The 24,242-nt window shown below is 63.5% G+C and carries 21 protein-coding genes and 3 pseudogenes; 9 read left to right on the forward strand and 15 right to left on the reverse strand.

Annotated features, from left to right (window positions below):
• Window positions 1–28 precede the first annotated feature (28 nt).
• The gene (locus tag R2K23_RS20160; protein WP_316517433.1) at window positions 29–1,186 is read left to right on the forward strand and encodes a CoA transferase; all 1,158 of its coding nucleotides are present in this window, start codon (window positions 29–31) and stop codon (window positions 1,184–1,186) included.
• A 22-nt stretch (window positions 1,187–1,208) separates the two neighbouring features.
• On the opposite strand, the gene R2K23_RS20165 is transcribed toward R2K23_RS20160, so the two are convergent.
• The 4 genes from R2K23_RS20165 to R2K23_RS20180 form a co-directional block, all read right to left on the reverse strand.
• Complete coding sequence (locus tag R2K23_RS20165) at window positions 1,209–2,012, reverse strand: alpha/beta fold hydrolase (RefSeq protein ID WP_316512072.1); 804 nt, start codon at window positions 2,010–2,012, stop codon at window positions 1,209–1,211.
• 137 nt (window positions 2,013–2,149) lie between these two features.
• Entirely contained in the window at window positions 2,150–2,668 is a 519-nt protein-coding gene (locus R2K23_RS20170) for a DoxX family protein (RefSeq protein WP_316512073.1), read from the reverse strand.
• A 37-nt stretch (window positions 2,669–2,705) separates the two neighbouring features.
• The gene (locus R2K23_RS20175; RefSeq protein ID WP_316512074.1) at window positions 2,706–3,503 is read right to left on the reverse strand and encodes a crotonase/enoyl-CoA hydratase family protein; all 798 of its coding nucleotides are present in this window, start codon (window positions 3,501–3,503) and stop codon (window positions 2,706–2,708) included.
• Window positions 3,500–4,648 carry a thiolase family protein gene (locus R2K23_RS20180; protein WP_316512075.1) on the reverse strand — a complete coding sequence of 383 codons (1,149 nt, stop codon included), beginning with the start codon at window positions 4,646–4,648 and terminating at the stop codon, window positions 3,500–3,502. The genes R2K23_RS20175 and R2K23_RS20180 overlap by 4 nt, the downstream gene beginning before the upstream one ends.
• Before the next feature lie 246 nt (window positions 4,649–4,894).
• On the opposite strand from R2K23_RS20180, the pseudogene R2K23_RS20185 reads away from it, so the two are divergent.
• Together R2K23_RS20185 and R2K23_RS20190 are read left to right on the forward strand one after the other, a co-directional pair.
• Window positions 4,895–5,604: pseudogene (locus R2K23_RS20185) on the forward strand (SDR family NAD(P)-dependent oxidoreductase).
• A 113-nt stretch (window positions 5,605–5,717) separates the two neighbouring features.
• Window positions 5,718–6,686 carry an NAD(P)H-dependent flavin oxidoreductase gene (locus R2K23_RS20190; protein WP_316512076.1) on the forward strand — a complete coding sequence of 323 codons (969 nt, stop codon included), beginning with the start codon at window positions 5,718–5,720 and terminating at the stop codon, window positions 6,684–6,686.
• Window positions 6,687–6,772: 86 nt separating this feature from the next.
• Here the strand turns inward: R2K23_RS20190 and R2K23_RS20195 are convergent, their stop codons facing one another.
• From R2K23_RS20195 to R2K23_RS20235, 9 genes and pseudogenes are all read right to left on the reverse strand, one after another.
• Window positions 6,773–7,171 carry a nuclear transport factor 2 family protein gene (locus R2K23_RS20195; RefSeq protein WP_316512078.1) on the reverse strand — a complete coding sequence of 133 codons (399 nt, stop codon included), beginning with the start codon at window positions 7,169–7,171 and terminating at the stop codon, window positions 6,773–6,775.
• Between the two features lie 93 nt (window positions 7,172–7,264).
• Window positions 7,265–8,023 carry a FadR/GntR family transcriptional regulator gene (locus tag R2K23_RS20200; RefSeq protein WP_316512079.1) on the reverse strand — a complete coding sequence of 253 codons (759 nt, stop codon included), beginning with the start codon at window positions 8,021–8,023 and terminating at the stop codon, window positions 7,265–7,267.
• Window positions 8,024–8,171: 148 nt separating this feature from the next.
• Window positions 8,172–8,993, reverse strand: a complete 822-nt coding sequence (locus tag R2K23_RS20205) for an enoyl-CoA hydratase-related protein (RefSeq protein ID WP_316512081.1) — start codon at window positions 8,991–8,993, stop codon at window positions 8,172–8,174.
• A complete protein-coding gene (locus tag R2K23_RS20210) occupies window positions 8,990–9,994 on the reverse strand; it encodes an LLM class flavin-dependent oxidoreductase (RefSeq protein WP_316512082.1) in 1,005 nt (334 codons plus the stop codon). Before R2K23_RS20210 ends, R2K23_RS20205 begins: the two co-directional genes overlap by 4 nt.
• Window positions 9,991–10,791 carry an enoyl-CoA hydratase/isomerase family protein gene (locus R2K23_RS20215; protein ID WP_316512084.1) on the reverse strand — a complete coding sequence of 267 codons (801 nt, stop codon included), beginning with the start codon at window positions 10,789–10,791 and terminating at the stop codon, window positions 9,991–9,993. The genes R2K23_RS20210 and R2K23_RS20215 overlap by 4 nt, the downstream gene beginning before the upstream one ends.
• Complete coding sequence (locus tag R2K23_RS20220; RefSeq protein WP_316512085.1) at window positions 10,788–12,038, reverse strand: acyl-CoA dehydrogenase family protein; 1,251 nt, start codon at window positions 12,036–12,038, stop codon at window positions 10,788–10,790. The genes R2K23_RS20215 and R2K23_RS20220 overlap by 4 nt, the downstream gene beginning before the upstream one ends.
• Before the next feature lie 16 nt (window positions 12,039–12,054).
• Entirely contained in the window at window positions 12,055–13,545 is a 1,491-nt protein-coding gene (locus tag R2K23_RS20225) for an aldehyde dehydrogenase family protein (protein WP_316512087.1), read from the reverse strand.
• Window positions 13,546–13,590: 45 nt separating this feature from the next.
• Complete coding sequence (locus R2K23_RS20230) at window positions 13,591–14,706, reverse strand: acyl-CoA dehydrogenase family protein (protein WP_316512088.1); 1,116 nt, start codon at window positions 14,704–14,706, stop codon at window positions 13,591–13,593.
• 147 nt (window positions 14,707–14,853) lie between these two features.
• A pseudogene (locus R2K23_RS20235) lies at window positions 14,854–15,972 on the reverse strand (IS3 family transposase).
• Window positions 15,973–16,155: 183 nt separating this feature from the next.
• Between R2K23_RS20235 and R2K23_RS20240 the strand changes: the two are divergent.
• Complete coding sequence (locus tag R2K23_RS20240; RefSeq protein ID WP_316512089.1) at window positions 16,156–16,884, forward strand: FadR/GntR family transcriptional regulator; 729 nt, start codon at window positions 16,156–16,158, stop codon at window positions 16,882–16,884.
• 47 nt (window positions 16,885–16,931) lie between these two features.
• Here the strand turns inward: R2K23_RS20240 and fabG are convergent.
• Window positions 16,932–17,685: pseudogene (gene fabG, locus R2K23_RS20245) on the reverse strand (3-oxoacyl-ACP reductase FabG).
• 16 nt (window positions 17,686–17,701) lie between these two features.
• Complete coding sequence (locus R2K23_RS20250) at window positions 17,702–19,237, reverse strand: class I adenylate-forming enzyme family protein (RefSeq protein WP_316512090.1); 1,536 nt, start codon at window positions 19,235–19,237, stop codon at window positions 17,702–17,704.
• 149 nt (window positions 19,238–19,386) lie between these two features.
• On the opposite strand from R2K23_RS20250, the gene R2K23_RS20255 reads away from it, so the two are divergent.
• The 5 genes from R2K23_RS20255 (at window position 19,387) to R2K23_RS20275 (ending at window position 23,946) form a co-directional block, all read left to right on the forward strand.
• Window positions 19,387–19,848 carry a MaoC/PaaZ C-terminal domain-containing protein gene (locus tag R2K23_RS20255; RefSeq protein WP_316512091.1) on the forward strand — a complete coding sequence of 154 codons (462 nt, stop codon included), beginning with the start codon at window positions 19,387–19,389 and terminating at the stop codon, window positions 19,846–19,848.
• A 132-nt stretch (window positions 19,849–19,980) separates the two neighbouring features.
• Complete coding sequence (locus R2K23_RS20260; RefSeq protein WP_316512092.1) at window positions 19,981–20,289, forward strand: hypothetical protein; 309 nt, start codon at window positions 19,981–19,983, stop codon at window positions 20,287–20,289.
• A 39-nt stretch (window positions 20,290–20,328) separates the two neighbouring features.
• Complete coding sequence (locus tag R2K23_RS20265; protein WP_316512093.1) at window positions 20,329–21,870, forward strand: class I adenylate-forming enzyme family protein; 1,542 nt, start codon at window positions 20,329–20,331, stop codon at window positions 21,868–21,870.
• Between the two features lie 60 nt (window positions 21,871–21,930).
• Window positions 21,931–22,779, forward strand: coding sequence for a mycofactocin-coupled SDR family oxidoreductase (locus R2K23_RS20270; protein ID WP_316512094.1), 849 nt, complete (start codon window positions 21,931–21,933; stop codon window positions 22,777–22,779).
• A gap of 12 nt (window positions 22,780–22,791) precedes the next feature.
• A complete protein-coding gene (locus tag R2K23_RS20275; protein ID WP_316512096.1) occupies window positions 22,792–23,946 on the forward strand; it encodes an acyl-CoA dehydrogenase family protein in 1,155 nt (384 codons plus the stop codon).
• Window positions 23,947–24,242 lie beyond the last annotated feature (296 nt).

The raw sequence follows: 24,242 nt of genomic DNA on the forward strand, positions 1-24,242 counted from the left end.
CACAACGTTGCACAACGGATCGGACACACTGATGACCTCCCAACGACCACTCACCGGCATTCGCGTTGTCGAGGTGTCGAGTTTCGTGGCCTCACCACTGTGCGGACTGACCCTCGCTCAACTGGGGGCCGAGGTGGTTCGCATCGACCCAGTCGGCGGAGCGGCCGACATCAGTCGCTGGCCACTCACCGACGGTCACAACGGGGCTCCGGTGGGCACGTCGATCTACTGGACCGGACTGAACAAGGGAAAGCGCTCAGTGACAGCCGATCTGAAGTCGACCGAGGGACAGACTCTGGTACAGCGCATGGTTGTCGACTCTGGCCCCGGCGGGGGCGTTCTCGTCACCAATTCGGCCGGCAGGGACTGGATGAGTCACCGAACACTGTCCGCCTTGCGCTCGGATGTCATCACCCTGGAACTTGTCGGGGGCAGCGACGGGTCTCCGGGCGTCGACTACACAGTCAATGCAGGTCTTGGCTTTCCGATGATCACGGGTCCCACTCAGAATGCAGGAGTCGTCAACCATGTGCTGCCCGCATGGGATGTAGCGTGTGGCCTGTATGCCGCACTGGCGATCACAGCTGCGGTGCGCCGACGCGATCTCACTGGGCGGGGCGCAGAGATCAGACTTCCTCTTGAAGACGTGGCATTGTCCATCACCAGTTGTCTGGGCTATTTGACTGAACCGCAGGTGAATTCGCGTGACCGCCTGGGGACCGGCAACGATGTCTACGGCACGTACGGCACTGACTTCGCCACCGCTGACGGTGGGAGAATCATGGTTGTGGCGCTCACGCCGCGACATTTCCGCGACCTCGTCGAGGTCACCGGCTGCAAGGATGCGGTGGCTGCGCTCGAAGCCGCGCTCGGTGTGGATTTCTCCACCGAATCCGCTCGGTTCATCCATCGCGAGACACTGACGGCCCTCTTCGCCAGGTGGTTCTCCGAGCACACCACCGTGGAAGTCGAGCAAGTGCTGGCGACGACGACGGTGTTGCACCAGCGTTACCGGACGTTTGAGGACGTAGTGACCAGCGGAGACCTCCGCGATCATCCGCTTTTCGAGGTCCTTGAACAACCTGGGGTTGGACGTTTCCTGGCGGCGGCCATGCCCGCCGCATTCGACGGTGAACACTATTTCACCGGTCCAGCCGAGGAACTGGGCTCCTCGACCCCGCAGTGACCATCTCACCGCTGCAGCACAGTCAGCCCCACTCGTCGAGCAGTCGGAGCAGGTGAGCGGTCAGCGATCTCGGGCTGTCGAGCATCATGTGGTGCCCCGATCCGGCGAGCACATGAAGTTGCGTGGCGCCCCCCAGCCCATCGATCAACGCATGGGCACCCGAATCCGATAGGACCGAGCCATGCTCGGCCCGCACGATTGCAGCCGGACATCTCAACCGGGTGACCGCGGGCGGTGGTTGTGTAGCGGCGATGAACGTTCTCGGGTCGAACTTCCACGTCCATCCACCTTCAGCGGGTGTTATCGAGTTCTCTCCGATGTGTCGAAGGAGATCGGGGAAAGGCATCACTGTGCTGCGAAACGGTCGGAACGCCTCAACCGCCGAGGCGTGGTCGGCATAGATCTTGCGCACTCGAAGCCCGCGCGCACGCACGGCAGCCGCGGCACCGGCAGACAACGGCCCGGCGATGTTGGCATCCAACAGTGCGAGGCCGGCCAGCTTTCTGTCCAGACCCGACACTGCGGCCCGATAAGCGACCTTGCCGCCCATACTGTGTGCCACCACCACCGGCCTCGCCAGCGCAACATGGCCAACCACAGCGCCGAGTTGCTCGGCCCATCGTTGTTGGCTGTATCCGGCATGGTGGGCGCTGTCCCCATGCCCCGACATATCCAACGCGACAACGTGTCTGTCGATGGCGAGGTGGGGCCCGATGTGGTCCCACCAATGACTGTTTGCCGCGCTGCCGTGCAGCAGGACAACGCTTGCGGGGTTTCCACATCCCCATTCCCGACACATGACGTGTATCCCGTCGACAGTGAGCACGCGGGAAGATGCCGGAGTCTGCAGCGCCGCTGTGATCCACTCGGGCTCTCCGAGCCTATCCGTCCAGTTCCGCGACCTCGCCGCCGAGCGCCAGTGTTCGCACGATGGGGGAGGCAATCGACGTTCCCCCTGCGCGCTCACGTTTGTTCCGTGGATGCCGCCCGCGCGGGCCTGAAGCTGACCCCGAGTAGCACCATGGCAGCCGTGACACCGCCTCCGACGGAGATCAGCAGTCCGGACCAGCCCGACCACAGATCACGGCCGAGCGCCAACCAGTCGATACTCAGCCGTCCCGCCCCTGCGATGGCGACACTCACCGCACTGACCGCGAGCACCAGGTTGTACTCCCAGCCGTTGGCGGTGACGAAGAAACCGTCACCTCGATGAACTGTCCGCGCAGCGACCAGCATCAGCGAGACGAACGCTGCGGCTGCGAACGGTGTCAGCAAGCCCAGCGCCAGGAACAGGCCCGAACCGACCTCGCAGACCGCCGCCAGCCATGCGTGCACCGCTCCGGGCCTCATGCCGAGGCTGTCGAACCAGCGCGCGGTGCCCGGGATGCGTCCACCGCGGAACAGTTTCGCGTACCCGTGGGCACACATCGTGAGGCCGATGCAGGCCCGCAGAAGCAGCACAGCGCAGTCGGCCGATGTCATCGGGTCGATCCTCTACCGTCTCGTGCGTCCATCTCGATCATCGACCCCGCCACACCGGCGCGCGCTTCTCGGTGAAGGCGCGTGGGCCTTCGACTGCATCCTCCGTGGTGAGGATGTTCTCCACTTCGGCATCGTTGACCCGCCAGCGTGGCGCCTCATCGCACCGGTCGTTGTCAACGATGCCGAGCACCACCCGCTTACTCGCCTGCACCGCCAACGGCGCGTTCTCCGCGATTCTGTCAGCGAGCTCGACGGCCGCTTCGACCGCCGTGCCGTGGGGTACCACCCGATTTATCAACCCCCACGCCAGTGCCCGCTCGGCGGTTATGGAATCTCCGGTGAGAATGAGTTCCATGGCGAGGCGCTGGGGAATCTGAGCAGGAAGACGCAACAGTCCTCCCGCTCCTGCGAGCAGGCCCCGCTTGACCTCCGGCAGGCCGAACACCGCATTCTCGTCCGCGACGATCAGGTCCGCCGCGAGTGCGAGTTCTGCCCCACCGCCGAGCGCCATGCCGTTGACCGCCGCAATCGTCGGAACCGAGACCGTGTGTTTGACGAAGCCAGCGAGGCCCCAGCTCTCGTTTCCGGGTGCATGCACGTTTTCACCGCGACTGATCGCCTTGAGATCCGCTCCAGCGCAGAAGGATTTGTCGCCAGAGCCGGTGATCACCGCCGCCCGAACCGTGGGATCGCGGTCGGCCTCCTCGAGCGCCTGCCCAACCCCGTTGGCCACAGCAGCATTCACCGCGTTACGTGCCTCGGGCCTGTTCAGCGTGATGATCATCGTGTGTCCGCGTCGTTCGACGAGAACCGCGGCAGGAGTGACAGAAGTCATCGGCTCACCAACTCAACAATCGTGGCATTGGCCTGGCCGCCGCCTTCACACATTGTCTGCAGTCCGTAACGAATATCGTTGCGCTGCATGTAATGAATCATGTCGGTCATGATCCGCGCACCCGAAGCACCCAGAGGATGTCCGAGTGCGATGGCTCCCCCGCTGGGATTCAGACGGCGTTCGTCCACACCCAGTTCCACCCGCCACGCCATCGGGACCGGTGCGAAGGCTTCGTTGACTTCGAACGCCCCGATGTCCGCCGTCGTCAAGCCACTCTTCGCCAGTGCCTTCTCGGTGGCAGGGATGGGGCCGCCGAGCATCATCACCGGGTCGGTGCCCACGACCACAGCAGTATGAATGCGCGCAAGCGGGACCAAACGGTGTTTGCGCGCGAAGTCGTCGCTGACCACCAGCATTGCCGCTGCGCCATCCGAGACCTGTGAAGCGTTGCCTGCGTGAATCACTCCGTCTGCAGTGAACGCAGGCTTCAGTCTGGCCAGGATCTCTGTCGAGGTGTCACGACGCACTCCTTCATCCGCGGTCACCACCGTTCCATCCTCGAGAGTCACTGGGACGATCTGGCTGTCGAACACCCCGGCGTCCTGCGCGGCGGCGGCCCGCTCGTGCGAGCCGACCGCGTAGTCATCGACGTCACCACGGGTGAAACCCCACTTCGCCGCCATCATCTCAGCACCCAAACCCTGGTTGAATCCGTCGGGGTATCTGGCTGCGATGCTCGGGCTGACCGGGTCGCCGCACACTTGGACCGTTGATCCAATGGGTATGCGCGACATCGACTCGACGCCGCCTGCGACCACCGCGTCGTAGTGGCCGGCCACCACTCCTGCGACCGCGAAGTTCAAGCTCTGCTGTGACGATCCACACTGACGATCCACCGTCACCCCAGGCACGGATTCCGGCCACTGGGCGGCCAGCACCGCTCCGCGCGCAATGTCGTGCGCCTGTTCCCCGACCTGACCGACGCAACCCCAGATGACGTCGTCGATCAACTCGGGCGAGATTCCGCTGCGCGCCGCAACGTCTCTGAGAACGATTGCCGACAGATCCACCGGATGACATCCCGACAGCGCGCCGTTTCGTCTACCGATTGCGGTCCGAACCGCCTCCACGACAACAGCACCCATGCACTGCTCCTTGCTCTGGCGACGGTGGAACGGACTCAGTCCTCTCCACCAGGACGAGTCACGTTAACCTTTCGAACGCAAATCGGTCAATAGAGCATCTATTAATTAGCCCCCGCCCAAACCGTGTCGGCCACCCCTCGACACATCGAGCAATATTTCGATGTATGATTATGCCCTTTCTGACAGAAAGGAGCCACATGGATTGTCGGGGGCAGAAAGGCCGTCGTCGTCGGCGGTGCGTCCGGGATGGGACGGGCCACCGCTGAACGACTGGCCGCAGCAGGTGCCGCCGTTGCCGTGCTCGACCGGACCGGCAGCGAGGGGCGTGCGGCCGCAACCGGCATCGGTGGCGTCTTCCACGCCGTCGATATCACCGATTTCGATCAGGTAGAGCAGGCACTGGGAGCGGCCGTGTCCGACCTCGGCGGACTGCACATCGCGGTCAACACCGCCGGTGGCGGCTCCACAGCGAGGACCCTGAGCCGTCGCGGCCCACACGATCTCGACATGTTCCGATCGGTCGTCGATCTAAATCTCGTCGCCACCTTCAATCTCAACCGCCTACAGGCTGCCCACATGAGCACCAACGAACCGGTCGACGACGAGCGCGGGGTCATCGTGAACACCTCGTCGATCGCCGCCTTCGAAGGACAGATCGGTCAGGTTGCCTACAGCGCGGCAAAGGCCGGCATCGCCGGCATGGCTTTGGTGATGGCGCGAGACCTCGGTTCTTACGGCATTCGGGTGACAGCGATCGCACCAAGCCTGTTCCACACCGGCGCCACCGCCGGGTTCAGTGACGAACAAGTGGCACCACTGGTCGCGGATGCGGCCTTTCCCAAGCGCATGGGACGTCCCGACGAGTACGCCAACTCGCCCTGGCCATCATCGACAACCCGATGCTGAATGGACAGTGTCTGCGACTCGATGCCGGACAGCGCTTCGCGCCGCGTTGACACAGTCGCTGATCGCCGACACCCGGACGACGGGGTCTCGCACCCCACCATCGGGCTCCGCATCACGACTTCAGGCGGCAGGCGACATCGTCGCACCAACGAGAGGAAAGACATTGCGAACCCGCTTCACCGACATGTTCGGCATCACCCATCCGATCACCCAGGGCGGTATGCAGTGGGTGGGGAGGGCCGAGTTGGTTGCCGCCGTGGCCAACAGTGGCGCACTCGGATTCCTCACCGCCCTCACCCAGCCGACACCGCAGGACCTCACCAAGGAGATCCAGCGCACGCGCGAGATGACCGATCAGCCCTTCGGAGTCAATCTGACGATTCTGCCGTCGATCAATCCCCCGCCCTACGGCGAGTACCGCAAGGCGATCATTGATGCCGGGGTTCCCTTCGTCGAGACCGCCGGCGCAAATCCCGTCGAGCATCTCGCCGACTTCCATTCGGCGGGGATCAAGGTTCTACACAAGTGCACCAGCGTCCGCCACGCCGTCAAGGCCCAGGAGCTGGGAGTCGACGCGGTCAGCATCGACGGATTCGAATGCGCCGGGCATCCGGGTGAAGACGACATACCCGGCCTGGTGCTGATCCCGGCGGCCGCGGACCGACTCACCATTCCGTTCATCGCATCCGGCGGATTCGCCGACGGCCGGGGCCTGGTTGCCGCGCTGGCGCTCGGCGCCGACGGAATCAACATGGGCACCCGCTTCCTGTGCACCGCAGAAAGTCCAGTCCACGATGCGGTCAAAGCACATCTCATTGCAGCCGATGAACACCAGACCGACTTGATCTTCCGGCCTCTGCGCAACACCGCCCGCGTGGCCCGCAACGCCATCAGCCGTCAGGTCGTCCAGATTCTCTCCGACGGAGGAAGTTTCGATGACGTCCGAGATCTGGTCGTCGGGATCCGAGGCAGGACGGTGTACGAGACCGGAGATGTCCACGCGGGCATCTGGACCGCCGGTCTTTCGCAGGGATTGATCCACGACATCCCCACAGTCGAGCAACTCGTCTCCCGGATTGTGAACCAAGCGGAATCAATCATCGAGAATCGCCTGCGCACCTTCACGGGTTGAGCCCGCACCTACCGGTGGCGTCGAAAGCATTGGGCCTGCATGCAATACCGCATGCAGGCCCAATGTAAGGCTTGTTGACCGACGATCTAGCCCGTCTTGGGCAGGGCCACCTTGCCCACCAGCGAAATGGTCTGCTTCGCGATCGACAGTTCCTCCCCGCACGGCACCAGTGTCCACAGGTAGTCCACAGAGAAGATGCCGGCCCTGAAGATCACGATCATCTTCATCCGCGCGACGACCTCACTGTCGGTGATCGAGGTGCAGTACACACTCGTCGGATGGTGCCCGACCGCGACCGGGGCGGACTCATAGAACTCGAGCAGCTCAGCGCTGCCCTTCATAGTCTTTCCGTAGACCGTTGACGCATCGAACACCCCGTCGGGAGTGAACAGCGCGGCCACTCCTTTCCAGTCATGCTGATCGCAGAGATCGGCGTACTTTGCGACCAGGTTCGAGACCTTCTGCTGAATAGCGATATCATTCATCGATTTTCTCCGATCAAAAAATGCCGCCGCTCAGTCGAGCGGCGGACAGGGGGTCAGGGCATACCTGAGCGCAACGCCGTCACAGGACGGCGGTCACTCAAGCAGGTCGAGCACGGTCTTCGACGACGGGTCGGACATCAGTATCGCTTCACCGGCCTCCAGGTGTTTACGCCAGAGATCCTCCGCATCCTGACTGGCACCGGCCTCCACCATGTCCACGTAACGCGCGTGCGCGCGATGGGCCGCCTCAGCGCCAGCCTTGGTGAGTCCGTCTGTGTCGCGAGCGCCCATCACCCGGTCGGCCTGGACCTGAATTATCCGGTTTGCAACAGCTGTGAGCACCTCGAAGGTCTCCGATCCAGCCAGTCGCACGATCAACTGATGGAACCGGCCATGAGCGTGTGACAGGGCGACCGGATCGTCCATCGCTGCAGCCTCGGCCTCCAACGCGTCTCGTAAGGCGGCAACGATGCGCGCCCGATCGGGCATCGTTGCGAGCAACCCGGCGGCGGGCGCTTCCAACATCACGCGCGCAGAGTGCACGTCCTCCAGTCGCGTCCCCTGAGATTGAAGGACCAGACCGATGTAGCGTGCGACATTCGCAACCTGCGGTGTGCGGATCCGGGCTCCGCCTCCGGCACCTCGGCGGACCACCAACAGGCCCTCCGATTCCAGGATGCGCAGTGCTTCACGCACCGTGGTGCGGGCAACTCCGGCGTGTTCCATCAACTGGTCTTCGGGCGGCAGCGGATCGCCTTCGACGAGTTCGCCCGCGATGATCTGCTGTCGCAGACGGTCGGCGACGATCTCCGACATCTTCGGCAGACGGACGGTGTCGAGTACATTCCCCACGGTCAGACCCTACTCGCCCAGGACCGCCCCGCGTGGCCATAACCCAGCCACCCCAGCTCGCACTCCTGACGGAGCACGTCGGAACTCTGCTGACTGTTCACTTCAGTTCCTCCCATCCTGTTCCTCTGCCGAGACCACTAGGTGTCGTCTACCTGAAGTCCGGCTGTCGCTTCTCGCGCAGTGCACGGACACCTTCTCTGAAGTCTTCGCTGTGCAGGGCGTCGTTCATGTCGCGCACCGACCGTCGGTAGGCCTCGTCGATACCGAGACTCGAATCAATGAACAGCTGGCGTTTCATCATCCGCAGCGACTCCCGCGAGCTGTTCCGAGCGAGGCTTTGCGCGTAGGCCAGTGCCTCATCCACGACGGTACCAACAGGGCAAACGCGCTGTGCCCACCCGAGCTCCTCGGCGCGGCGCGCGTCGAACGGCCCTGGCGAATAGATCAACTGCGCGGCGTTGGGCAGACCAACCATTCTCGGCAGCAGCCAGGCCATGCCGTACTCAGCGGGTAAGCCAAGGCCAGCGAAGGCGCTCGCCAACTTGGCGCCGTCTTCGACGAAGCGGAGGTCCGCGTAGGTGGCGAGGAGGAATCCCGCTCCCGCGCAGCCACCTCGAACAGCGGCAATCACAGGCATCGACAGGGTCAGCGGATACAAGTGATTGTGGCGCAGCTCCACAGGTGCGTCCGGCGGATAAGGCGGCAGCTCGACCCTCTTGACCTCATATCGCCCCCCGGAGGAGCCGATGTCATCGAGCAGACCCGAGTCCGCGCCGACACAGAAGTCGACCTCACCTGTCAGAACCACGACTTTGACCGCCGGATCCTGCTCACACAGGTGCAGTGCCCACCGGTATTCCACGGCACTGGATCCGGCCCACGCGTTCCTTCGCTCGGGACGATTGAGGGTGATCACCCCCACGCCATCGTGAACTGTCAACGTCATCCTGGTGAAATCGTCGGGCTTCATGCGCTCAGTACCTTGGCCATCGTTCTGAGGTCGTCGAGTTGATCCCGGTGGTCGCGCTTACGCAGCTCAAGAACCACCTCATCGACGCCGGCGGCCTCGTATCGGCGCAACCGCTGCGCCACGCGTTCCACCGAACCGAACAACCCTATCGAATCGAGGTACTCATCCTCGAGTGCCGATCCAGCGCCCCCGCGGTCTCCGGTGGACCAACGCTGTCGCACGTCTGCGACCATTCGGCCGAAACCCATTCGAGCAACGGCCTTTGCATAGAAGTCCCCCATGGCGCCCAGGTAGAAGGCCGACCACCGACGCTCCAGCGCGAACATCGCCGGCAAGTCGTCACCGATGGCTATCGGCACCACCGGCGCGATCTTCACGTCGCGACCGGATTCGGCAATCGCGGTGCTCAACGGCGCGGCGAACAACGCATGGTGGTCCGGGGAGTACGGTGTCGGTGTCCACCCGTCGGCCAGTTCGGCTGTCAGGGCCTGGTTCCGCGGCCCGAGAGCTCCCAGGTAGATCGGCACCGGAATGGGTTCCGCCAGTTGAGCAAATCTCAGAGGACGACGACCACTGCCGGCCAACGGCAGGGTGAGTGTCTCACCCCGATACGAGACCATTTGTCCGCTCAAGACCTGCCGGATTACGTTGACCGTATCCCGGGTTCGTGCAACCGGTTTCACGAAGCGAACACCGCTCCACGCCTCGACGACTCCCGGACCGGAGGTACCGAGACCAAGGCGGAATCGACCGCCCGACAGCGTCCAGAGCGATGCGGCCATTCCGGCCGTCGATGCCGGGCTCCGAGCGAAGATGGACACGATGTGCGTACCAAGAAGCACACGTCTGCTGTTGGCAGCGCACCACCCCAGCACCGCCCCCGCATCGTAGCCCCAGGGTTCGCTGACCCATAGTCCGTGCAGCCCCACATCCTCCGCAGCCCGCAGCAGATCGCCCAACTTGGTGGGGTCTGCATAGCGAACACGCACAGATATCTTCACCGGAGCTCCCAATCGCGAGCCGCTCCTGGAGTGAATGCGGACTGCGTCTGCCGATTGGTGATCTGCGGGTAGACCAACGGGACTTCGCGCGCCGCGGCCGGCGACATCGACATTGAGTCCCAGGTCGCCTTCACAGTGCCTTGGACCGCCAGCGGTTCCTTCTGAGCAAGGCGAACCGCCAGTTCATGCGCCCTTCCCCACAGGTCGGCGCGCTCGACGACCTCGGTGACCAACCCGACCGACAGCGCACGCGCGGCGCTCACGCGTTCATCGAGACCGAACAGCGCAATCCGCATCGCCTCCCCGAACGGTATCCTGCGGATCAGGCTCGCCGGCTCCAGTGCCGAGGTCATGCCGTACGTTGTGTGCGGGTCGAAGAATGTCGCATCGGTGGAGCAGATCGCGACGTCGCTCTCATTGAGCCAGTAGAAGGCACCACCGGCGAACATGCCGTGGATGGCGATGATGAGGGGTTTCCACACGCGATTCTGCTTGGCTCCGAGAAAGAACCCCGGATCGTCCTCACTCCATGGATTGGGATGCCGGAATCTACCCTCCTTGCGATCCACACCGGTGGAGAACGCACGGTCACCAGCGGCTCGCAGCACGATGGCACGAATGTTGTCATCTCCCCGACAGATCCGCCAGATGGCACTGAACTCGTCGAGCATCTGCTGGTTGAAACTGTTGAGCACGTCGGGACGATTCAGCGTGATCGTTGCGACGTGGTCATCTCCCACGTGGAACAGCACGGTCTGGTACTGCTCGGATTGCGCGCGGGCCTCCGACAGACTCATTTCGGCTCCTTCGGCAGCATGAGCACTCGTTCCGCCAACATGGTCTTCAGAATCTCCTCAGTGCCACCGGCAATTCGGTAGCCGAGCGCACCCATTAGCCACTTGTTCCAGTTGAAGGTGCCCCATTCACCTGTGTTGACGACGAACCGTGGGCCCAGGATCTCGGCGGCCAGCTCACCCAACAGACGCAGGTTCGTCGACACGAGCAGCTTGTCGATCGCTCGCTCCGCACCACTGAGTCTGTCATCCGGAATCTGCTGGATCCGATGTTGCTGGAACCGAGCGATCCGCAGCCGAGAGTAGATGCGTGCGAAGTCCTGGCGAACCTGCGGATCATCGAATCGGCCACTACGAGTGGCAAGCTCGGCGAGCATGGCGATCGCCCGGTCGGTGATCTCATGGGTCCGGTCGCCGACCGCCTTGCGCTCACCTGCCAGGGCCTGGGTGGTAACCCGCCAGCCGCCGCCCACTTCCCCCACACGGAGTCGATCAGAGACGACGACGTCATCGAGGAACACCTCGGTGAAGCTCGCACCACCGGTGATCTGGCGCAGAGGACGAACGTCGATTCCAGGCGCTGTCATGGGGACCAGGAACATCGTGATCCCGCGGTGTTTTGGTGCATCAGGATCCGTACGGACCAGCGCAAGACCAATGTCGGCGAACTGCGCGTTGGACGTCCACACCTTCTGTCCATTGAGCCGCCAGTCATCTCCATCGCGGACCGCTCGGGTACGCACGCCAGCGAGGTCTGAACCTGCTGCGGGCTCCGAGAACAGTTGGCACGCAACGCTCTCACCACGGTAGATGGGTACAACGTACTTGGAGATCTGCTCTGGTGTTCCCACCGCAGTCACCACCGGACCGACCGTCCCGATTCCAATCCGGAGCGGACTCATATCGGGAATCTCGAACGCCGACTCGATCTGCCGGTAGAGGCGGTCGAATTCACTCGACAAACCGCGTCCGCCATGTTCGACGGGACCGCTGATCCAGCCGAATCCGGCTTCCCACCTCCGCTTCTGCCAGCCGAGAGCAGCAGCAGCTTCGGCGCGCTCCTCTTCATCGCTTGTCTCGTGGAAAAGTGTCAGCCGCTCGTCTCCGATACCCCAAACGCTCTGCTGAGGCCCACGCAACTCGGTGTTCGCGGTGAGAAACTCGAGGGCGTGTGAGGCGAACGCACGTTGCTCGCTGTCCCTGGCCAATGCCATGAGTTGCTCGATGGCATCGCTACGGGTGACCGTCACCAATATCTCCGTTCCACTACCACATCACATGAACATTCTTGGTCCGGAGAAACTCGCCGAGCCCCTCCCGTCCACCTTCGACACCACGTCCGCTGTCCTTCCATCCGCCGAAAGGGGCCTCGGGCGGAAGCGCCGCCATGCTGTTCACCGACACGTAACCCGCTTCGAGCGCAGCGGCCACGCGGTGTGCACGGCCGAGGTCCCGCGTCCAGACGTAGCCGGCCAACCCGAAGCGGGTGTTGTTCGCGATGGAGATGGCCTCTTCCTCGGTGTCGAACGGGATCACCGACAGAACAGGACCGAAGACCTCGTTCTGAGCCAGGGGACTGTCCGGATGCACATCCACGAATACCGTTGGATGAATGTAGCTTCCGCTTGACAGCTCACCACCTGGGCAGTTGCCTCCGGCGACCAGCCGACCGTCTCCACGCTCGCGCGCAGCGACGATCAACGACAGGATCCGTTCGCGGGCTGCCTGATTGACCACCGGCCCCATTGCCACCGCGGGATCGAACGGGTCTCCCAATCGGAGGTTTTCCACGGTGGCGATGATCGACTCCACAACCCCGGGGTATACGGACCGTTCGACAAGGAGTCGCGTCGGCAGAAAACAGCCCTGGCCGCTGTTCTGAGCGGTACCGAGTACGGCTGCCATTCTGGCGGCAGTCGCAATGTCTGCGTCGGCGAACATGATCGACGCGGATTTCCCACCCAGCTCGAGAACTGTGGGGATATGCCGCCTGGCCGCGGCCTCGGACACCTTCTGTCCGGCAGCACCGCCTCCGGTGAAGCTGACCAATGCGATGTCGAGGTGGTTGCACAGAGCTGCACCGACCTCCGGTCCACCGGGTATCACGTTGACCAAACCTGCGGGAAGCCCGGCGCGACCCACCAGGCTGGCGAAATACAGGCTCGAGAATGGAGCGAGCTCAGAAGGCTTGAGGACTACGCCGTTGCCGGCCGCCAGCGCGGGTGCCACTTTCAATGCGAGCGCAATGACCGGACCATTCCACGGGATTATCGCGCCGACGACCCCGTAGGGTGCGCAGCGCGTGTAGTCAAGCCCCTCCCCGTCGCGGAGCACCGACGGGACGGTGCCCTCGATCTTGTCCGCATATCCCGCGTAGTGCTTGAACCAGTCCGCTGCCGCCCTGGCGGCTGCCCGCGAGGCGCGATACGGCATACCCATCTCAAGTGTCACCAGCGACGCGAGTGTGTCCGCGTGCTGATCGACCTGTTGTCCCAGCGCGAAGAGGAGGTCACGGCGAGTTCTCGGCGACAGTTCGATCCATGCACGCTGTGCACGAGCCGTCGAACTGACCGCCCGGTCGAGGTCCGAGACAGAGGGCAGCGTCCAAGTGCCCAGCTCGACTCCGGTGGCGGGGTCGATATGGGTGTGAACCTCTCCCGTCGTGTCGAGGTACCAGTCACCGTCAATCCACGCCGCCGCAGCAGGCAGCGCTGCCCGGGCGGACTCGGCCGTGGGCGTTGACCTCTGCATCGTCATGAGCCTGCCAATCCTGAGATGAAGGAATGCTTTTCACCCGCCATGTCAGTGGCCCAGCCGAACGAGCATTCGCTCGCGGTGAGCGGCGGGTGTGCCGAACAGCACCTCATCGCCGCGCGCTCGGCGGAAGTACAGGTGTGCTGGATGCTCCCATGTGAAGCCAATACCTCCATGGACCTGGATGGTCTCGGCTGCAACATGTTTGAAAGCCTCTGAGCAGTACGCCTTCGCCAGACTCGCGACCACCGAACGGTCATCCGTGAGCTCATCGAGAGCGACCGCCGCCGCCACCGCCGCCGACGTGGCCGTTTCGACGTCAAGCAGCATGTCCGCACACTTGTGCTTGATCACCTGAAACGATCCGATCACCCGCTCGAACTGCTCGCGTATCTGTGCGTACTCGACACTCAGTTCCAAGGCCCGCCGCGCGGCCCCCACCTGTTGGGCGGCCACACCGACCAGGGCTGCGTCCAGCGCTGCCTCAACGTAGTCCGATGCCGCACCGTCCGCGCCGATCAGTGTCGCCTCAACATCGGCGAAGCACAGATCTGCGTGTTCGCGAGTGAGATCGAGGGTTTCGAGCTTTCGGCGACTCACTCCAGCGGCGTCGGCCTCAACGAGGAACAGGCCGTGCCCGGTGTCGGTGCGGGCCACGACGAGCAGGGCTCCCGCGGCCACACCATCGAGGACGAAACGCCGGCGGCCGTTGAGGACATACCCCTCGGACCGCCGGTCGGCGGTGACCGCTGCGTCGTCGGCCGACCACTGTCCGAAGTCGTCGGTGAATGCGAGGGTGGCGATGAGCGACCCATCGGCGATCGCCGGCAGGACCCGGGCACACGCGTCGCGATCGCCAGAGGCCAGCAGTGCCGCGGGCACCAGCACGGCCGTCGACAGGAACGGCGCACACACCAGCGCGCGGCCCATCTCCTCGAGCACAACCTCCAAATCTGCGTACGCGAATTCCCCACCGCCGTACTCCTCGGGAATCACCATCCCGGCCAACCCCAGCTGAGTGGCCATCGCGTCCCACATCGTTCGGTCGTACGACTCCTCCGAGGCAATCGTGGCGCGCACAGCACTCTCATCGGAGTACTTCTCGAAGAATCCACGCGTCACCGCACGCAACTCGGTCCGTTCAGCGTCGTCGACCGCACCCATATGACCTCCAATTGCGGCGCAGGCAGTCGCGATCCCAGCACCCACACGCCAAATCGATTTATTAGTAATCGATATACTAGGCGTGTGCGGTGATCAAAGCAACCCTGGCCGGACCCCGTGAACTGGTCCACGGCGAACGAGAGTCGTTCATCGGTGGGTACAGGTGGCAGCGTAGCGGGCTGGTGGCAGATAGCCCAGCGATGAGTGCCGGCGGTGGTGGTTGTAGTCGTGTTTCCAGTCGCTGATGACGACGCGGGCGTGGGCCAGGGACCAGAAGCTGTTGATGTTGAGGCATTCGTCGCGCAGGCGGGAGTTGAAGGATTCAACGTAGCCGTTGCGCCAAGGGTTCGCCGGGCGGAATGAAGTGCAACCCAACCTGGCCTGAGGCCCAGTCAGCCATTGCGCCACAGGCCAATTCGGGTCCGTTGTCACACCGCAATACTGCGGGGTAGGTGCCGCGTGCGGCGGCGACCCGGTCGAGCTCCCCGGTGAGGTCATCGCCGGTGATACTGCGCTCGACCATGCCGCCGAGGCATTCGCGGGTGTGCTCGTCGATGATCGACACGATCTTGATCGGCCGGCCGTCGGTCGTCACGTCGAACTGGAAGTCGACGGCCCACACCCTGTCCGGCGCATCGGCAACGACCTCTGGCGGGGCGGTGGAGGTGCCGTGTCGTTTGCGCTTGCGCCGCTGCGGCACCCGCAGACCTTCCTCGCGCCAAAGGCGTTGGATTCTCTTGTGATTCACTTGCCAGCCCTCGTCGCGAGCATCGTGGTAGGCGGGCCGGAAACCACGTCGGGGATGCTTCTTGGCCCAGTCGCGTAGCCACTGCCGCAATGCGGCGTCGGGATCCTCAGGCGTCGCCGCGAGAGGTTCGTGGCGTTGGGTGGCGCGGTGTTGCCCGGCAACGCGACAGGCGAACCGCTCGCTGACCCCCAGCACGCGCTGGAGGTGACGAACGGCCGCCCGCCGGCGTTCCGGGCCTAGAAGTTTCCCTTGGCGATCTCCCGCAGCGCGTCCTTCTCCAACTCGGCATCGGCCAACAGTCTCTTGAGGGTGGCGTTCTCGCGTTCGAGGTCCTTGAGACGCTTGGCGTCCTCGGCCTTCAGCCCGCCGAACTGGTTGCGCCAGCGGTGATAGGTAGCCTCGGAGATACCGAGTTCGCGGCAGACCGCCGCGGTGTCCTTGCCCTCGGCCAACAGTCGGTCCGCAGCCATCAGCTTGCGCACAATCTGCTCGGGACTGTGCCGTTTCCTCGTCGCCATGATCTTGTCGAGCCTTCCTGCCCACAACGTGGGCCGCAAGACTCTCATAAGCCATGGATCAACCAATCGGGGTCAGGCCAACCCCTCCGGGCCATCGCCACCGTGAGCTCTCACAACCATCACTCCAATCGGAAACGAATCCGGTGAAAAGTTAGCTGTATACCGACGTATCATGAGGGGAACATGTCTGCGCAGCCCACGACCAGTCCGTCGGCCCCGAACGCGGCCTCCGTCGTCGCCGCCGCGATCCGCAAGCAGATCGTGATGGGCGAACTGTCCGAAGGGGAACTGCTGCCCAGCGAGGCAGAGCTCCTCAAACAGCTCAAGGTGTCCCGTCCCACCTTGCGTCAGGCATTTCGAATTCTGGAGGCGGAGCACCTGATCACGGTGCAGCGTGGATCCCGCGGCGGGACAACAGTCCATCGGCCATCCGGCCGACTTGCCGCCCGGTACCTCAGCGATCTGCTCCAGTATCGCCGTGTGTCCATCGGTGATGTGTTCCGCGCGCGGATGATGATCGAGCCAGCCGCAGTGGCACAGCTAGCACGCCACCGTGACGACGCAGCCATTGCCGAGCTGTCCAGGATCGTCGCCGCCCAGAGACTGTCGAATCAGGGCACACGGCTGACCGCCGGTCTCGAGGAGAACTTTCACGTCCGACTGGTTGAACTGGCCGGCAACGCAACCATCGCCGAGTACGGCAAGCTGGTACACCACCTCATCAACGGCTACCTGAACTGTGACTTCGACTCATCCGCGGACATCATCGATGCTCACGATCGTCTCGTCCACCTGCTCAGTGCAGGTGCGGTACATGCAGCTACTGAGCACTGGCGCCAGCACCTCGATGCGGTGCGCGACATCGTCGCCGAGAAACACGATATGGACGGCCTTCTCAGCCTGACTCCGTGAGGACGCGGGCTGCAGTCCCAGGCCACTGCGGCTGCAGCCCGCTCATGTCACGCGTGCCGCCCGCCGGTCACTTCTAGAACCGCAGCGGTCATATAGCTGGACATGTCAGAGGCGAGAAATGCCGCCACTGAAGCGATCTCAGATGGTGCCCCTGCCCGACCCATCGGAATCTCATCCATCTTCGCTTTCCAGACATCCTCACGCATGGCCTCGGTCATCGGCGTACGAATCAATCCGGGGGCAATTGCATTCACTCGAACACCGTGGCGGGCAAGTTCTTTCGCTGCAGCCTTGGTGAGGCCCACGATCCCAGCCTTCGCCGCACTGTAGTTGGTCTGCCCCACCAATCCGACTTTGCCGGAGATCGATGACATGTTGATGATGGATCCACCGCGCTGCTCGCGCATCACCGCACCCAGCGGCACGAACGCCAAGCCAGGTGCCGCGCAGATGAGTGCCGATGACCGCGTCGAACTGATCGACGGTCATGGTGCGCATCGTCGCGTCACGTGTGATTCCTGCGTTGTTCACCATGATATCGATGGTGCCGAACCGATCTGCGCATTCACCGACAGCTCTGTTGACGTCGTCTTCGCTGCCGACGTCGCACCGTGTGAACTGCGCCTCGAATCCCCTTTCGTGCAGATTGACTGCAGCCTCCCGAGCCCTGTCCTCATCGATGTCCGCGATGAGCACCCCTGCACCGTGCACCGCGAACTCCTGCGCTATCGCCAGACCGAGCCCCTGTCCCGCGCCGGTGATCAGCGCGGCACGTCCGGCCAGCAGTTTCGATTTCTCCAATATATTCGGTTTCTCCTCAGTTCGACGAGCACAGCTCACGGGCCAGTGCGGCGGCGGCGGGCCGATCGACCTTGCCATTCGCCACTCGAGGTAACGCGTCGACGACGAACACTCGCCTGGGCCGCTTGTACGGCGCTAGCCTGTCACCGATCTTCTCGATGAGATCAGCCGCACTGCAATCACTTTCAGCAATCGCGACGGGCACCTCGCCGAGTCGGTCATCGGGAACCCCGACCACAGTGACCTCGCGGACACTCCTGTCCTCGGCCAATGCGGCCTCCACCTCCTCGGGCACGATGTTGAAGCCGCCACAGATGATGATGTTCTTGATTCGGCCGGTGATGAAGAGGTATCCGTCCTCATCGACACGCCCCTGGTCGCCGGTGCGCAGCCAACCCTCATCATCGACAGGTTGCACGGCATCCCCACCGATGTAACCCGATGTCGCCGAGCGTGCCCGGACCACGATCTCGCCGACCTCACCGCCAGCGACCTCCTCGCCGTCCGGACCGACGATCCGAAGCTCAACCCCCGGAAGTGGGCGTCCGACCGATCCCGGCTTGCGCCGACCGCTGAGCACGTCCTTGACACTTTCGATGGCGATCCCGCCGAATGCCTCCGTCTGACCGTATGCCTGCAGCACCGGGACGCCGAATCGCTTCTCGAACTCCTCACGCAACGCCGGCGGCAACGGTGCCGTACCCGACGACACGTACCGAACCTTCCCCAGATCCGCATTGTCGGGCAGGTTTTCGAGCAACATACGCATCATCGCCGGATTGATGGTCAGATTGTCGATTCCGTGCCGGTCGATCAGTGATTTCGCCATGGTCGCATCGAACTTGCGAAGAAGTGCGATCGTTCGCCCCACGTAGAGCGCAAACAGTAGCCGCACCACACCTGCGGTGTGCGACAACGGGTTTGAAATGAGATTGGGCGGCCTCGCGATGTCCGAGATCGGTGTCGGAGAGGTGTCCGAGCGGAAGGCGGCGACTGTGGCACGCAAGTTCGCCCATGCGTTGTCGTGGGTAAGGACCACACCCTTTGGCTGCCCGGTGGTCCCGGAAGTCAAGAGAACCAGGGCTGGCGACGATCCCGGCACGGCGGGCACTGAGTATGTCTGGGCCAGTTGCGCAGCATCCACAGCACCCGACGCGGGGAACCGGGCAATCGCGATGCACGGCAGGCCCACCGACCTCGCGGGGAGATCCTCGGGATCGGCGATGATCGCCTTTGCCCCCATCGACGTCGCCACCGACGTCACATCCCTCGAAGGGGCGGCGGGATGCATGACGATCGCACCCGCGCCACCCATCCACACTCCACCGACCGCAGCCAGGAAGCGTTCGTCGTTGCCGAGTCGGACGATCACGAGGTCCCCCGCGCCGACAGCCTGGGCCCGCAGACCACGCGCGACCCGCACAGCCTCCGCGCCGATCGACTGATAGGTCCACGGTCCTTCGTCCTCCACGTATGCGAACCCGCGCTCGGGCTTCTCATCGAGCCGCCATCGCAGCAGAGCCGCGATGGATCCCTCGGTGGTCCAGGTCATTCCACCCATCCTCCCAGCATCCTCATCAAATAGATATATGATAGCGCGAGTTATTCGCGATAGCTGCGTCCGCCAAGGTCCTGTGGAACAGCCGGGCAGGTGCAGTCACCGGGCGCCACCCATCCAGCCTCACCCGAAAGGAATGCCGCATGTCCGTCAAGTACCTCGAAGATCTCAATCCGGGTGATGTCTTCACCAGCGCTTCACGAACGGTGACCGAAGCCGACGTCGTCGGCTTCGCTGGACTCAGCGGCGACTTCAACCCGATCCACACCGATGTCGAGTTCTGCAAGACCACCCCGTACGGCCAGCGCGTCGTGTACGGACTCCTCGGATTGTCGATGCTCACTGGACTCCTCGACCGCACCGGACTGTTCTCCGGAACGGCCATCGCCATGCTCGGCATCCGAGACTGGGAGTTCACCGCACCCGTCTTCATCGGCGACACGATCAGTTTCCGGCTCACCATCACCTCGGTCCGCCGCACCTCCAAGTGCGATCGCGGCGTCGTTGGCAGGTTCTTCGAACTGGTGAACCAGCGGGGTGAGATCGTGCAACAGGGCCATATCGACATCCTGATCCGCGCGCGGACCACCGTCACATCGGCATGACAGACGGCAACGGCGCCGCGCATTCGTCGCACCTATGCTAAATCGATGCCTAATCGTACGATTATCGGGCGTTGGCTACACATCCGTCACCAGGATGTCAGCCGCCGTCGCGCCACTTTCAGAGGAGGAACGATGATTCTCACCAACGGCCAGGGGCTGGCCAGCACCGTCGACGCGACCGCCGTTCTGGTCATCCGAGCGCCCCAGCGCGAGGTGACGCTGACCTGCGGCGGGGCCGAGATGGTCGCAGGCAAGGTCGGAACCGGCGACGGCAGCAGCGTGTCGGAGTCCCATTGCGGTGTTACCGAACTGGGCAAGCGTTACGTCGACGACGAGACCGGCCTTGAACTGCTGTGCACGAAACCCGGTATCGGCGCGCTGGCTGTCGACGGTCGCGCCCTCACCATCAAGGCCGCCAAGCCCCTGCCTGCCTCGGACTGAGTCGGGTCCCAGACAGGCGACTCTAGAACGGAAGTTTCGATGAACCTTACGATGCTGCTGGACATGGCCGTCGACGGCTTCGGCGACCGGATCCTCATCGGGTCGAGAACTGACGGATTCACGGCTGCGCAGTTGGCCGAGATGGCCGCCCACGGTGCCGATATGATTCGGCTCGCCGACGCCGACGCCCTGCTCTACCTGGCGGTCAACGGACCGGCCTTTCCGGTGGCCCTCTTCGCTGCAGCGCGCGCCGGGGTGCCGCTGGTCCCGGTGAACTATCGGCTTGGTAGCGAACAGCTGCAGGCGTTGTTGTCCAACCATCCCTTGGCCATCGGCATTGCCGACAAGCCTCATATCGGTGCTCTGCGCGAAGCCGGCCTGACCACGGTCCATACTCCCGAGGCCTGGCTGAGTATCACGTCGACGCCCACCGATGGCGCCTCGACGCATGGTTTCACTGTAGAAACCGGACAGCCGTCAGAGACGGACGAACCGGCCCCGGCGGTGATCATCTACACGAGTGGGACCACCTCAGCACCCAAAGGTGTCCTGCTGCGCCACGAGAACCTGACATCATACGTATTCGGGTCGGTCGAATTCGGGTCGTCCGAGGAGTCCGATTCCGCGTTGATCAGCGTCCCCCCGTACCACATCGCTGCGGTGGCGAACGCGATCACCAGTCTGTATGCCGGACGGCGCACGATGGTCCTCGAGCAGTTCACGCCCACCGAATGGCTCGATATCGTCAAACAGGAGAACATCACCAATGCACTGGTCGTTCCAACCATGCTGGCCCGCATCGTGGAAGTGGCCGACGGCATAGAACTCCCCTCCCTGCGCGCCCTCGCCTACGGTGGAGCTCCGATGCCGATCAGCGTGATCGAGAAGGCGATGAAGATCTGGCAGCACGTCGACTTCGTGAACGCATACGGGCTCACCGAAACAAGTTCGACAGTCGCGGTCCTGGGTCCCGATGACCACCGGGCGGCTGTGGCCTCCGATGAACCGGCCGTTCGTGCCCGTCTGGCATCCGTGGGCCGCCCCGTACCCGGTGTCGACATCCAGATTCGTGATGACGATGGACAGGTACTCGCCGCGGGTCAGCACGGCACCATCTGGATCCGCGGCGAACAGGTCTCGGCCGAGTACGCCGGCCTCGGCAGGGCGCTGGACGACCAGGGGTTCTTCAATACGCGCGACCACGGATTCTTCGACGCCGACGGTTATCTATTCGTCGGAGGCCGCAATGACGACACCATCATCAGGGGCGCGGAGAACATCGCTCCCGCCGAGATTGAGGACGTGCTGCTTCGGCATCCCGCCGTTCTCGACGCGGCGGTCGTCGGTGTCCCCGACGAGGAATGGGGTCAACGCATCGAGGCGGTAGTCGTGCTGCGTCCCGACGAGGACACCGACGCAGATGAGCTGCGCGCCCACGTGCGAGCCACCCTCCGCAGCAGCAAGACCCCCGAACGCGTGTTCTTCTGGCCGGAACTGCCGCGCACCGAAACCGGCAAGCTGGTCCGCCGCAGGGTTCTTGAGCGCATGAGCGATGCGCCGGCCACGCCGGTGGCGCCGTGACCATTTGAATGGGGCACCACAATGTCGGCATCGACCCGAGAAAGCAGGAGGATCAGGACAGTGAGCACACAGCGCAGCGGAGTGGCCGCGGGCAAGGTCGCATTCATCACCGGAGCCGCCCGCGGCCAGGGACGCAGCCACGCCATCCGGCTGGCTCAAGAGGGGGCCGACATCATCGCCGTCGACATCTGCGCCCCGATACCGACGGTTCCCTATCCCCTGGCAGATCCAGCGGACCTCGATGAGACGGTCCGACTCGTCGAATCTGCCGGAGGTCGTATCCTTTTCCGCGCAGGTGATGTTCGCGACTTCGACTTCCTGCGGGAGACCGTCGATGCCGGCGTCAAGGAGTTCGGACGTCTCGACATCGTGCTCGGAAACGCCGGTATCGCCCATTACAGTTCTGCCCTCGACCTTGACGCGCAGTCATGGAGCGACATGATCGACGTCAACCTGAATGGAGTCTGGTGGACCGTCAAGGCCGCCCTACCCCATCTGGTCGCCGGCCAGCGCGGTGGATCGATCATCCTGACGAGCTCCACAGCCGGGCTGCGAGGCATGGAGCATTGCGTGCACTATGCAGCTGCCAAGCACGGGCTCGTGGGCATGATGAAGGTGCTCGCCCTCGAGCTGGGCAGACACAGGATCCGGGTGAACGCCATTCACCCCAACAGCACCAACACCGACATGCTTCAGAACGAGCCAACGTACGGACTCTTCCTGCCGGGCCGCGAGAATCCAACGATGGAGGACTTCAGCCGTATCGCCCAGCGACTCAATGTTCTTCCTGTCCCATGGTCAGAACCGTCCGACATCTCCGACGCCATCCTTTTCCTCATCTCCGATCAAGCCTGCAACATCACCGGTGTCAGCCTGCCGGTCGATGCTGGCCAATCGATCCGCTGGTAGAAAGCCGAGAAATTGCAGCGCGACATCTTCGAACCCGAGCACGTCCAGTTCCGCGAGTCCGTCCGAGAGTTCCTGTCCCGCCACGTTTCACCGTTCCAGGACAGGTGGAACGCCGACGGCATCGTCGACCGGTCGGTGTATACAGAGGCCGCCCGGTACGGAATCCTGGGATTCTCAGTACCCGAGGAATTCGGCGGTGCGGGCGTGAACAACGATTTCCGCTACAACGCTGTCGTGGCCGAGGAGTGTGCGTACGCATCCGCGCACGGGCCTGCGTTCTCGCTCCAGAACGACATCATCGCCCCGTACCTGCTGGATCTGACGACCGAAGAGCAACGCCGGCGTTGGCTCCCGCCGTTCGCCCGAGGTGAACTCATCGCCGCAGTCGCGATGACCGAACCCGATGCAGGCAGCGACCTCCAAGGAATCCGAACCCACGCCAGGCCTGCGCAAGACGGGTGGATCCTCAACGGCGCCAAGACATTCATCTCATCCGGCATTCACGCCGACCTCGTGATCGTCGTAGCTCGGACCGCCCCCGAGCCCGACGCCAAGGCCAGCTCCGCATTCACCCTCCTCGCGGTCGAGCGGGGCATGCCCGGATTCGATCGCGGTCGCAAGCTCGACAAGATCGGCTTGCGTTCGCAGGACACTGCGGAGTTGACCTTCAACGACGTGCACGTTCCCGCCGCAAACGTCGTTGGAGAGGTGGGTCGTGGGTTCATTCACCTCATGCGCAACCTGCCGATGGAACGACTGTCGATCGCACTGAACGCAGTCGCATCGTGTCGAGCCGTCTTGGACATGACGCTGGACTACGTGAAGTCCCGCAGGGCATTCGGCAGTCCGATCGGTTCATTCCAGGCCAACAAGTTCGAACTGGCCACTTACGAGACCGAGATCGACATCGCCCAGGTGTACGTGGATCGATGCATCACGGCGCTCAACGCGGGAACCCTCGACGCGACAGGAGCCGCCAAGGCCAAATGGTGGACCACAGAGCTTCAGCAGCGCGTGGTCTACGGTTGTCAGCAGATGTTCGGTGGATACGGGTATATGACCGAATACCCGATCGCACAGGCGTATCTCGACGCCCGGATCCAAACTGTGTATGGGGGTTCGACGCAGATCATGAAGGAACTCATCGGCCGGTCCCTCGGCCTGTAGTCGGGCAGCCACGCACCTCTGCGCACGGCCGTTGCCGCGCGCAGAGGTGTCCCCGACGGTCCCTCTACGCCGAACCGATCAATCTGGACACTCTGATCCGGCGGCACCGCACGGTTGCGTCCAGCAGAGTGGTGTACGAGTCCGGAGCTGATCAGCGGTGCCGGCGTGTCGTAGCCGAGTGATTGAAGGTCATCGCGTGATTCTTCGAGAGACCCGCAGAAGTCACTCGAGCAAAGGAATCAACGCGATGACCACTGTCCACAATATCGACCTGCCCGCGGTGCTGGCCGAACGAC

It is taken from the genome of Mycolicibacterium sp. MU0050 (assembly GCF_963378085.1).
GTDB classification, from domain to species: Bacteria; Actinomycetota; Actinomycetes; order Mycobacteriales; family Mycobacteriaceae; genus Mycobacterium; species Mycobacterium wendilense.